The following is an 11,391-nucleotide window of genomic DNA, read 5'->3' as shown; positions in this document are numbered from 1 at the left end:
ATTGACACGCAAGAAGACGACTGGCACCATTTCCTCGCCGGCATCAACGAAGAAAACTCCTGGTACAACCTGAAAAAAGAAGAAGTGTTCCGCACCCCCGCATTGGCACTAACCTACAGCGATGAAGGGATGAGCGGATGCAGCCGGAAATTCCACCAATGGGCACGCCTGCATAAACTCGCCAACGGGAACACTCCCCGCAAAATTCTGCTGAACAGTTGGGAAGGCGTCTATTTCGACATCAACGAACAGGGCATGGACCAGATGATGGGTGACATCGCTGCCATGGGAGGCGAACTGTTTGTAATGGACGACGGTTGGTTCGGCGACAAATATCCACGCAAAAACGACTCTTATGCCTTAGGCGACTGGACCGTAGACAAGACCAAACTCCCCGGCGGACTGCAATCATTACTTGACAACGCCCGGAAACACGGCATACGGTTCGGCATCTGGCTGGAACCGGAAATGGCTAATACCAAAAGCGAACTGTACGAAAAGCACCCCGAATGGATTATCAAGGCACCCGAACGGGAAGTGGTATGCGCCCGCGGCGGCACACAAGTCGTGCTCGACCTCTCCAACCCGCAAGTGCAGGATTTTATCGTACAGACGGTGGACGAACTGATGAATTCCTATCCCGACATTGATTATATCAAGTGGGACGCCAATATGTCCATCATCACCCAAGGTTCGCAATACCTGACCAAAGACAATCAAAGCCACCTGAACATCGAATACCACCGGGGTTTTGAGAACGTGTGCCGACGCATTCGCGCCAGCTATCCGCAACTGACGATACAAGCTTGCGCCAGCGGCGGCGGACGTGTCAACTACGGCGTACTTCCCTACTTCGACGAATTCTGGACAAGCGACAATACGGATGCACTTCAGCGTATCTACATCCAATGGGGAACTTCCTATTTCTTCCCCGCCATCGGCATGGGGGCGCATATCAGCGCAAGCCCCAACCATCAGACATCGCGTTCCGTTCCGTTGAAGTTCCGTATTGATGTAGCGATGAGCGGACGATTAGGTATGGAAATACAGCCCAAGAATATGACGGAAGAGGAAAAGGCATTGTGCAGAAACGCTATTGCCGAATACAAGACGATACGTCCCGTCGTACAGTTCGGAGATATTTACCGTTTACTTTCTCCGTATGACAAACAGGGCGCAGCTTCGCTGATGTATGTATCGCCAGAAAAGGACAAAGCCGTATTCTACTGGTGGAAAACGGAACATTTCTGCAACCGGCACTTGCCACGGGTGAAGATGGCAGGACTTGCTCCGGACAAATATTATAAGGTGCATGAGCTGAACCGCATCGACACTGAACCTTTGAAATTTGAAGGTAAAAGTTTCAGCGGTGCATATCTGAATGACAACGGACTGGAAATTCCCTCTACCCACAGAGTGGAACCTTCGAAACAAAACGAATATGCCAGCCGCGTGCTTTATCTGGAGAAAGTAACTCCCTCATTTTCCGACAACCGGATAGAACAACGCCCTCCGTTACGTGTTCTTTGCTTAGGCAACTCTATCACCCGCCACGAATATAAAGCGGACATCGAATGGTTCTCCGAATGGGGCATGGCAGCATCCAAAGAAGAAAACGACTATTGCCATCAATTGGAGAAGATGCTCTCGCAAAACCGTCCCGGCACAGTGGTTACCCCGCTGAACATCGCTTATTGGGAACGTAACCTGAATTGCAATATCGACTCGCTGATTGGCACTCATGTTACGGACAAGGATGTGATTGTTATCCGCTTGGGAGAAAACGTACAAGATAAGGAAGCATTCAAATCAGGTATCCTCCGATTGGTGGAATATTGCAAGCGGAAAGCAGACAAAGTAGTCATCACCGGTTGTTTCTGGAAGGATGAGGAAAAAGAACGTGCCATCATCAACGCTGCGCATATGCATGGACTCACTTTCATTCCGATTGACTGGATAGACCGCTTGTATAATTCACGTCCGAAAGTCGGAGACACTCTTTATGACATACACGGAAAGCCATATACTGTAACCAAGGATTTCATCATCGCACATCCCGACGACGAAGGCATGAAGAAGATAGCGGAAGCAATATATAGGGTTCTCTAATGCCCCCGGTGCTTCATTCTTCCATTATTTACAACTGTATAGTTTCCAATTAATGAGAAACTACAGTTGTATGAATAAAGAATTTCAGTTTAAACCCAAAATGGAGAGAACGCCTTGGCTTACCTCCAGAAGAGTCATGGAAAAACGTTCTGGAAAAACTCGCTCCTCTCCCCATGGAAAAAGGAGTATATGTGACTTATGAAGGAATACCTGAAATGTGGAAAAAATAGTCAGTTGCCCGTCATTGATAAACCTCACATCAATGGCGGGTTTCCTTTCAAAGAAACAGTATGCAGCGATAGCCGACAAGGAATTTGCAATAAAAAAGGAGAAAAGACTTACCAAGTCTTAGAATTCCTTTTACCAATATTCTTGAGGAGAAACAAAGATATGGAACTTTAGACAAATAAACTACACCATCAAAGAGTATAAAACACCAGTGCGACAAACAAATTTCTATTGTTTATCGCACTGATATTTAACTATTTAGCTTATCTGTGGATGTTAGTACTCCTCCTCGTTGAAGAAGAAATCCTCCTTACTAGGATAATCCGGCCAAATATCTTCGATACTCTCATAGATTTCGCCCTCATCTTCCATCTCTTGGAGGTTCTCAATAACTTCAAGAGGAGCACCCGAACGCATGGCATAATCAATCAATTCATCCTTGGTTGCCGGCCAGGGAGCATCTTCAAGTTTTGATGCTAGTTCCAATGTCCAATACATAATCTTGAGTATTTAAAATGAATACTAAATTTGTCTCTTTTTCTATTTTTCGGCAAAAGTATAATAAAATCTATCATTTCCAACTATTATCCCAAAATATTTCATTATTTTGTTCATCAAAATTAATTTTTCGGGATAATACAAACAAATAATCTGATAATCTGTTGACAAAAGCTAATACTTCAGGAGAAATTGTACAAGTTTCGGACAAAGCCAGAATGCGTCTTTCAGCTCTCCGACAAATCGTACGGCAAACATGGCAAACGGCTGCTCCACGACTTCCGCCGGGAATGATGAAAGCACAAAGTTCGGGTAATTGCTCGTCCAGCTTATCAATCTCCCGCTCAATACTTTCCACATGTTCAGGGGTAATGATACTGGCGGGTTTCAGTTGTGTTTTCTCCTGGTCGGTGGCCAGGTGTGAACCGATGGCGAATAACTTATGTTGAATACTCAAGATAAAATCCCGGTCGGACTCCTCCTGCAGATAAGTGTGCAGCCATCCCAGGTGAGAATTTAATTCATCCACCGTTCCGTAAGCTTCCAGGCGGATATGAGTCTTTGGAACGCGACTTCCGCCGACAAGACTGGTAGTTCCTTTGTCTCCGGTCTTTGTATATACAAGGCTCTTTTTCATAACTTTCTTTTTTACTATTATAGATGGTAAACGTACAAAGGTTCTTAGAAGTTGATGATATACTGCTGTTTTATCTTCGTTTTATCAAAAAATAGTAAACCGACGTCATATAGGTCGAAAGTTATTCCTACCCTTTCGTCAGCCTGCCACTTTTTCCAAAGCGCTTTCATCTCTTTGGAATAGCAGATTCCATGGACTACAAATACACTTTTAGGAGTAGTACGGTGTACGCAAACCCGAAATACTTCTTCCAATAAGTCCGGATTTTGGTAATCGTTCAGATACAGAAAATCGACTGAAGTATCCGCATCCAGAAACAGTTCCGACAAATCGGAAGCAAAGAGATAAGAAGCCGATGGTTTAGCAGACTGTAAGTACAGGGCTGTCGAGGAAGGACGCCCAACCTCAATAATCGTATTAGGCTGTACTCTATTTACCAACCGGAACAAAAAACGGTTTACCTTTTGAGAACCTTTGGTCCACCCACGCTCTCTTACCATCTTTTTTTGTTCTTCTTTCAAAGAAGAATAAGCATAGTAAGGCATCTTTTCATAAATTACATCGGTAATGAGACTGAAAGCAAATGGGGAATGGACGCCATATCCGCAACGATGACGAAAGCGGGAAAGCCAGATAAAAGGTCTTTTTATACAGAGTAGAAGATTCATAAAACAATCATTCGTATTTTTATTCTCCCGACAAAGATATATTTTTTTATTGAAAAAGGGTTGGTTCTTTACAGGAACCAACCCTTATTCATTTATTCCAAGTTACTACTGCAGTCTGAATGACACAGGTACAGTATATTTCACTCGAACTTTCTTACCATTTTGCACTCCGGGAGTCCATTTCGGCATAGAACTTATCACGCGGATAGCTTCTTTATCCAAATAAGGATCAACCCCTCGCACCACTTCAGGATTAGAAATCGTTCCGTCTCTATCTACTACAAACTGAACAATGACTTTTCCTTGTGAACCAGTTTCTTGCGAAATCGTCGGATATTTGATATTGCTACCTAAATATTTCATTAAAGCAGCTGTACCTCCAGGAAACTCCGGCATGACTTCAACACTTACGTGAATAATGTCTTCAACTACCGTTTCTGTTTCTACCACTGGTGGTATCCAAATAACGTCATGAACCGCATTCATATCCTCTGACACTGTAGAAACGTTATCCGTCACCTCCATATTGTTTTCCACTATTTCGAACAATTCTGTTACCTTAGTTTCGGGAGGAGGAGGCGGTTCCAGTTTCTCTTCAGGGAATGTGATCGGAACTAGCTCTGTTACAAAGATGGATTCATCATCTGGTGATAGTGCTGCAACTCTGACATCATGTTGTGTCCATTCGAACGAAACGAACATGAAGGCTAGCGCAACAACCAAACCCATCAACAACCAAGAACCCCGTTGATTCTCAATTGCAGCCTTTTTTGATTTCTTGGCTTCCATAAAAAATGTGTTTAAGTAATTAATAATAGAAAATATATAGTATATATACTACTTTTCGTTTTTCCTCTTAAGCATTACTTAAAGTGCTCTCTCGCTGCAATAAATATAGTCTTTTTATGGATAGGTTGTTACGACGCCCCTTGTTTATTTTATTCTTTTCTCTTCTTTTGGATAAAATTTATGAATTAATCCTCATATCGGACAACCTGTCCATTCCTGTCAACAATAATCCTTGAATATATGTCTTTCAAAGCACACAAGAATAAATCTTTGCTAAGTACAGTAATGTTATGATAGACGGGAGCAGTAAGAGGCTTTCCTTTTTCATCCATCAGCCCGTAAAGATTGTAACTACCATATCTATAAATTCCGGTAGGCTTCATGATTGTTCCTTCGCCGTCTTCTGCCCTTTCCATCGTATCATAATCCAGTGAAGTCACATCATGATAAACATTCTTATTTAGTATCCTACCATCATAAGCGATCTGCAACTGAACTCCATCCGGTCTATCTGCCACTAAATAATCATCTAATAATTCAATATCCCTGTATTCTGCAGGAAGAAGTACATGCAAAGAATCATCCAGTACTCCATACATCTTTCCGTCATTGAATACTCTTTTTCCATATTGCGGATTTTGTATATACTCATAGGATGGTTTCAGTACCCATTCTCCCTTTTTATTGATTATGCCACATTTCCCGGTTGCATCATACATACTGCTATACCCATCGTGAAACACAAGCCCAACTTGCTTCTTATTATCCTTAGCATAAGGAAACTGAAAATCAATCACAGTCTTTCCTTGATGATCAATAAATCCAACCTTATTATTCAGTACTACAGCTGCCAAGCCTTCGGAGAAGATCCAGGCATGTGTATATTGTGCCGGTATCACATTCGCTCCCGTATAACGGTCGAAATATCCACGTTTGAAGTTTTTGGAATAAACAACCAACGAATCTGTATATGCATCCGCCGCAAACAGCCAGTCGATGCCGTCAATCGTTGTTTTTCCGGTAGTCATATTGCGTATACTATATTTCTCGTCACTGATAAAAGAACGACACTCGCTACTGTATATATCAGCCAATTGCTCGTCACTCTCATAATGTTCACAAAAACCAATAGTCAACATAATGCTAACCCAAAGCAGGCACAATACAGCAATTGTACCCAAAGCTTTTCCCAAAGTTATCTTTTTCATTTTATCTTTATACTATTTTTCATCATCAAAAAAATTGTCTGCCAAATCATTACAGTTTTTCTCCAGTTTATCAAAGAAGCGCATACGACTGGCACTTTCTTTTGCAAACATTTGATTGGTACCACATGGAGTACTTTCAAAACTCATTACGTTTGTTACGGAGATCGTTGCAGCCACCTTTTCTACATTCTGATTAGCTCCGATATAAGTAAACACCCAACCTTTAGTCTTCAATTCTTCAACCATTTTCTTTATCAGCCTTCCATCATATTCCGAAGAGGAATTTTCTTCCCCGTCTGTTATAATTGTAACCAATACTTTATAATCATCGGTTTCGGATAAAGAATAGCGCAACTTTGTCAATGCCATTCCCATTGCATCATACAAAGGAGTACAGCAATTCGGACGATAGGTCTCATGCGTTAACTCCGACACCACATCTACACTGACTTTATCAAACACAGTCCGGATACTGTCTGAATTAAATATTACCAATGAAACAAAATGTCGTTGTCCTTCATGCTTCCTTTGCGCAGCAGAAATCGTTTGAATCGTTTCATTAAAACCTGAAATAGTTTGTTTCTCAATGCTGCTCATTGATCCACTCTCATCCAAAATAATTAAATTATAAACTCGTTGACTCATGTTGTTTTTATATTTTTAGTTTATCAAAAAAAATCTACAATCATTTTATCTATAATCCTACATACAAACTTTTCTCCTCTCTTAAAAGAGAATTGTCTCCTTATCTGATTAGGAGTCCCAACAAAGCAACTTGTTGACATTCTTCCCTCATCTTTAAACCCGATCTCCACATATACCAGACAGCACTGTTCATCTTTCACCCCTCTGATGTATTGAAATGAAAGAGAGTCATAACAATCACTTACTTTTTCATTCTCCTCCAACAACTTGACTTCCTTATCTGTTATAGTCCCTTTTATATCTTGCACTACCACCTCCAGTAGCTTACTATTCAGCCGGGATATAAGTCCACAAAGATGTGAGTAATCAAAATCGCTTTTACTTCTACGCTGTTCTTCCTGATTACGCTCCCATTCCTTCCTCTCTTTTTCCCGTTCAGGAGTCAGTTCCACTATCCAATAGGTATCTCTCAACTCTTCACACTGATCTAATACAGATTTCTCACTAGCTTCCAACGCTTTACCGGCTTTTTCCCGAGTTTCAAAAGTACCTACCAAATAACTTTCCCGGGCAAAAGTATCTTCGCCCCATACCTCATACATTACCTTGTTCATAATTCCTACCTGCTATTAAATACTTGGATATTTTTCTTTCAGTTTTCTCATAAAAGCCTTGGTTATCTGTAAATTATCCACCTCATCAAACGGTGGAAGAAACACGCAATTATTATCCTTAATCAAGATCAGGTATCTTACATTAATGATGAATGACTGGCTAACCTGCACCAAGTGAGGATGATAACTCAGTATCTTTTGCGAATTTGTATTTCTTTTCAACATCAGAGAATGTTTATCACACAAAACTGCTTCCCATTGCTTACATTTGGAGTTATAGCGAAAATAACCAATGTGTTCCAAACGGATCAGTTGCAAATTTCCAGTCATAGTGGCAGATAAAAAGATATTATCCTGATCTCCGGCAATACCAATATTCTTCCAATTGTCCATGTTCAGTTCATTTTAATTCGGTTATATGTACTTATATTACCATTGTAAATACTCAAAAACTCCTTGATAGCCCGATGTTTAATATTATAAATATTATCTATCGTTTTATTCCATTTTCGGGCAACCTCCTCAGGTGTATATCCTTCAATAATCATTAATCTTAGGATATCCGCATAACGCTTGTTTTTCATCAAAGACATTACCCGTTTCACATCTATATCTACTTCAAGGTTCAGTTCTGTATTATAAGTATTCCTACAGGAATTTATCAATTCCTCTTCAGAATCCTTCTCCATCAGCACCATCTTCTTTTTGACGAAAAAATGCCATGATACAACAGAAAGCCACGTTTTCAGATGACAATCATTTATTCCTAAAAAAGAATCCAGTCTTTTCCAGTTTCCAGCATTGAGTTCCAGATATAGTTCGTTCACAAGTTCATCATATCCGACTTTACCATTGTAAAGTGAATACTTGATTTCATTCAATAAAAAATAGCATTCTTTATAAAAGAATTGATGAGTTACCCTGTTATCCAGATTTTTAAGGCCATGGATATAGTCATTATCACTCAATAAAGGGCTTTTAGTAGCATACGATTTCATAATGGTAAACCTTTAATTTACCACTTAATGTATTTTAGTCCTTCAAAGTAACCCTACTTTGGAAGAAAAATGTATTATTTCCTATTTTTTAGTGTCAGTCCAGCATAATAAAGCCTGCCCAGTAGAAAGGTTCAGGATAAGTTTGACGTATGAATGCTTTTGCATCTTCAAAAGCCTTTCTCTTATTCCAGCCGTTTTCTGTCAGATTTCTGTAAAAATGCACCATAAATTCTTTGGTAGTCCAATCACTCACTCCCCATAAACTCATCACTAAAGTTTGCACACCGGCCTTCTTAAAAGCACGCTGTAGGCCAAAAACTCCTTCAGAATTGATACTACCTAATCCTGTGTCACAAGCAGATAGTACGACTAAATCCGCACCTTTCAAATTCAGACGGGAAATATCATCTGCCGTCATAATGCCATCTAAAACACCTTCCGGTAGCATGGTTCCCTTCCACCCTGCATTACCACCGGACATGATCACACCGGATAACAACATTGCATTCTGATATCCTGCCAACCTTGATACATTCTCCGCATCCGTCGGAGTATAGTAGAAGCCATGTGTAGCCAAATGAATAATTTGAGGTGCCTGCCCATCCAAATGAAAGAAAGATTCCTCAGTACCCTGAGTTCCAGTATAAATAGTCGCATCTATCCGGCAGTCTCCCAGCAAATCAGCAATACTATTTACCTCCTCTTGGGTCATAGGAAGATAGCGATAAACAGAATCACTGACCATGGCTCCACCACGCAATGCAAAAAGTCGGGATATATCATATTTCTTACTTTCCGCATCCATAACGGACAAATCGACATCATAATATAACCCTCCGTACAAAACCGCACTTGTATGTCCAGTTTGTTGTAATTCTTGCCTGCAGATTTCTCTGGTAGAAGACAATCGTATAAAATGATACTGATCTCCCAATATAGAATCAGAGGTAACAGCTACAGATTCAAGAGATAGCTGATGTAAAGTACCAGCCGGAACATAATAAACGGTCTCACCCAGATGAATATAATGAGACAGTGATTCCCAACAAAGCTTCAACAAAGATTGAGAATAAGGGAAATGATAAAGACGGTCTGTTATATTATTTACAGTGTTATATAATGAGTCCAATTGATTCTGATTAAAAAGCGGAACCAATAAGGGATATTCCCACTCTTTCCTTAAAACATAAGCTGCATAACAATGAACGGAATCTAATTTAAAATCCGTAAAGTCAATGGCAACCTCACCTTCTTTCAAAGCATTTTTTATATCCTGATATTGCGTATTCAAGAACTGAGTATAGTTTCCATAAAAAGAGCACTTGCTTGCCAACTGTTTATCAATCTGATCAATCTGAGAATAAAGTTCATTGGCGTTCTCTGTCCCCTTACCTGTAGCTCGCTCTACTTCGGTCAATCGACTTTGTAACAGTAGCATTTTATTATACAGTGCCAAGTCTTCTTCCGTGCCACTCTGCCGTAGTAAATTCCTCATAGACCTTTCAGACTCCAATAACAATCCTTTCGAAAAGACCAATGCATTATATGCATCGCAGGCAAAAGGCTCCTGCTTTACTCCTATTTTTACAGCATAAGCAGTCATATTCCATAATATATCAGAAAGATCATTCCAGTATTTAGTTCTGGCGTTCGTTGGCAAATATCTTAATTGCTTTTTAATAAGCTCTTTCAATAAAATTGCAGCCTGCCTGTAATCTTTGCATCCAACTTGCTTTTCATTGGTGAATCCTTCAATGTTGGCTAAATAGTAAAGTGAATTTGCATACTCCATAGACTGATCTCCATATTTAGATTTACACAAAACTGAATAATGGGAATAATTCTTTTTAGCGACAGCAAAATCTTTTTTATGATACCAACAATTGGCCATAGCCAGCAAAATATGCATTCTGCTATTACTATCTTCCGGATAACGGACAGACAGCAAACTGTCTGCATATTTATAATCAGCTATTGCCAAGTCGTATTCATCAAAGTTTGCATATAATAAACCTCTCTGTACATAATGACCGGCAACCGTTTCCATAGACACCGACTTCAGCTGATGACTCAGGAATAAGGAATCCATACAGCAAAAAGCACTATCCTTTAATCCCATTTTCTGATAAATATATGCACGGTTCCGGTAAGGAGAATAACGATTAGCTGACGCAAGACCAAACTCTGAAGCATAACAAGACAAACAACAGGTGTTATATTTTAATGCGTCATCATATTTTTTCTGTGCTATCTTCAGATCGCACAAGCGTAAACTGGTAATAAATAACTGGCTATTTCTTACCTCTTCCTGCAAATTGGGAATCAGACTTAAATTCTTTAAATAAAATGATTCTGCTAGTGCATCATTTCCCCACAAATTTTGTGCATTGTCCCCTCTTTCATAATTCAGTTCCATCTGAATATTGACATCGCCAACATTTGACATTAAAGAATCTAGCCTAAGTGACAATTGCAGATATTCCTCCCACTCTCCAAGCTCCTTCAATACACCACTTTGTCCTTTCAAGGCATCAATCCACATAAGTGTATCAGGTATCTGCCGGGCAATGTTCACCACCTCGTTATACCTTTTCATAGCCTCATCAGCCGAATAGAATCTTTTTTCTATCTCAGCCATTTGCTTTAATACGGACATCTCATCTCCCTTATCAGAAATCTCCTGAAAAGATTTACGTGCTTCTATAAAACATCGGTATGCTTCTTTATTCTTATTCTGCAGTTTAAGAACACAACCTTCAAAGTACCAGCTCAATCCTATTTTCTGTATGCTTTTTATGCGCATCTCGCCTGTAGCAAACGTCAAACCTTGATGCAATACACTTCTCGCCTTTTCATAATCACGCTTTAATATCAGCTCCAAAGCACATGAGTAGTAAGTCGAGTCCGGCTGCGTTTCGGTATACTGCCGGGCATTTACTCCGACAGTCGCCATTATGAATAATATATAAGTCACCCAACGTCTCATCTTAGCATCTT

Annotated in this window: 11 protein-coding genes and 1 pseudogene; 1 reads left to right on the top strand and 11 read right to left on the bottom strand. The window is 40.1% G+C overall.

All coding sequences use genetic code 11. From position 1 onward, the window contains the following. Nucleotides 1–2,109, top strand: a 2,109-nt coding sequence (locus DW173_RS20875) for an alpha-galactosidase (RefSeq protein WP_120145149.1), incomplete at its 5' end; no start/stop codon positions are given. Nucleotides 2,110–2,331: 222 nt separating this feature from the next. Here DW173_RS20875 and DW173_RS24240 read toward each other — a convergent pair. The 11 genes and pseudogenes from DW173_RS24240 to DW173_RS20820 all read right to left on the bottom strand — a co-directional run. Further along, nucleotides 2,332–2,442 (bottom strand): annotated as a pseudogene (locus tag DW173_RS24240) (IS982 family transposase); the annotation flags it as partial. A gap of 171 nt (nucleotides 2,443–2,613) precedes the next feature. Then, nucleotides 2,614–2,835: a DUF2795 domain-containing protein gene (locus DW173_RS20865; RefSeq protein WP_002558131.1), complete on the bottom strand. Its 222-nt coding sequence runs from the start codon at nucleotides 2,833–2,835 to the stop codon at nucleotides 2,614–2,616. A gap of 73 nt (nucleotides 2,836–2,908) precedes the next feature. Next, entirely contained in the window at nucleotides 2,909–3,472 is a 564-nt protein-coding gene (locus DW173_RS20860; protein WP_004313274.1) for a cob(I)yrinic acid a,c-diamide adenosyltransferase, read from the bottom strand. 44 nt (nucleotides 3,473–3,516) lie between these two features. Beyond that, nucleotides 3,517–4,140: a hypothetical protein gene (locus tag DW173_RS20855; protein WP_117809648.1), complete on the bottom strand. Its 624-nt coding sequence runs from the start codon at nucleotides 4,138–4,140 to the stop codon at nucleotides 3,517–3,519. A gap of 105 nt (nucleotides 4,141–4,245) precedes the next feature. Continuing rightward, nucleotides 4,246–4,929, bottom strand: a complete 684-nt coding sequence (locus tag DW173_RS20850; protein WP_008023080.1) for an energy transducer TonB — start codon at nucleotides 4,927–4,929, stop codon at nucleotides 4,246–4,248. Between the two features lie 185 nt (nucleotides 4,930–5,114). Continuing rightward, nucleotides 5,115–6,137 carry a WG repeat-containing protein gene (locus tag DW173_RS20845; protein WP_117683429.1) on the bottom strand — a complete coding sequence of 341 codons (1,023 nt, stop codon included), beginning with the start codon at nucleotides 6,135–6,137 and terminating at the stop codon, nucleotides 5,115–5,117. A 12-nt stretch (nucleotides 6,138–6,149) separates the two neighbouring features. Beyond that, nucleotides 6,150–6,782, bottom strand: coding sequence for a VWA domain-containing protein (locus tag DW173_RS20840; protein WP_120145148.1), 633 nt, complete (start codon nucleotides 6,780–6,782; stop codon nucleotides 6,150–6,152). A 23-nt stretch (nucleotides 6,783–6,805) separates the two neighbouring features. Beyond that, nucleotides 6,806–7,396, bottom strand: a complete 591-nt coding sequence (locus tag DW173_RS20835; protein WP_233562268.1) for a hypothetical protein — start codon at nucleotides 7,394–7,396, stop codon at nucleotides 6,806–6,808. 15 nt (nucleotides 7,397–7,411) lie between these two features. Then, nucleotides 7,412–7,789 carry a LytTR family transcriptional regulator gene (locus tag DW173_RS20830; RefSeq protein WP_120145147.1) on the bottom strand — a complete coding sequence of 126 codons (378 nt, stop codon included), beginning with the start codon at nucleotides 7,787–7,789 and terminating at the stop codon, nucleotides 7,412–7,414. A 2-nt stretch (nucleotides 7,790–7,791) separates the two neighbouring features. Beyond that, nucleotides 7,792–8,394: a sigma-70 family RNA polymerase sigma factor gene (locus tag DW173_RS20825; RefSeq protein ID WP_008023089.1), complete on the bottom strand. Its 603-nt coding sequence runs from the start codon at nucleotides 8,392–8,394 to the stop codon at nucleotides 7,792–7,794. A 94-nt stretch (nucleotides 8,395–8,488) separates the two neighbouring features. Then, on the bottom strand, nucleotides 8,489–11,380 hold the full coding sequence (locus DW173_RS20820) for a CHAT domain-containing protein (protein WP_120145146.1): 2,892 nt from the start codon (nucleotides 11,378–11,380) through the stop codon (nucleotides 8,489–8,491). Nucleotides 11,381–11,391: the final 11 nt, after the last annotated feature.

Source organism: Bacteroides sp. AM16-13, from assembly GCF_003602705.1.
In the GTDB taxonomy this organism is placed as follows: Bacteria; Bacteroidota; Bacteroidia; order Bacteroidales; family Bacteroidaceae; genus Bacteroides; species Bacteroides xylanisolvens.
This window is presented reverse-complemented; position numbering and strand designations above follow the sequence as displayed.

Bases quoted from the DNA above. Each gene is read 5' to 3' on its own strand.
- DW173_RS20845 (WP_117683429.1), bottom strand. From the start codon at position 6,137: ATGAAAAAGATAACTTTGGGAAAAGCTTTGGGTACAATTGCTGTATTG.
- DW173_RS20840 (WP_120145148.1), bottom strand. From the start codon at position 6,782: ATGAGTCAACGAGTTTATAATTTAATTATTTTGGATGAGAGTGGATCA.
- DW173_RS20865 (WP_002558131.1), bottom strand. From the start codon at position 2,835: ATGTATTGGACATTGGAACTAGCATCAAAACTTGAAGATGCTCCCTGG.
- DW173_RS20850 (WP_008023080.1), bottom strand. From the start codon at position 4,929: ATGGAAGCCAAGAAATCAAAAAAGGCTGCAATTGAGAATCAACGGGGT.
- DW173_RS20825 (WP_008023089.1), bottom strand. From the start codon at position 8,394: ATGAAATCGTATGCTACTAAAAGCCCTTTATTGAGTGATAATGACTAT.
- DW173_RS20855 (WP_117809648.1), bottom strand. From the start codon at position 4,140: ATGAATCTTCTACTCTGTATAAAAAGACCTTTTATCTGGCTTTCCCGC.
- DW173_RS20830 (WP_120145147.1), bottom strand. From the start codon at position 7,789: ATGGACAATTGGAAGAATATTGGTATTGCCGGAGATCAGGATAATATC.
- DW173_RS20835 (WP_233562268.1), bottom strand. From the start codon at position 7,396: ATGAACAAGGTAATGTATGAGGTATGGGGCGAAGATACTTTTGCCCGG.
- DW173_RS20860 (WP_004313274.1), bottom strand. From the start codon at position 3,472: ATGAAAAAGAGCCTTGTATATACAAAGACCGGAGACAAAGGAACTACC.
- DW173_RS20820 (WP_120145146.1), bottom strand. From the start codon at position 11,380: ATGAGACGTTGGGTGACTTATATATTATTCATAATGGCGACTGTCGGA.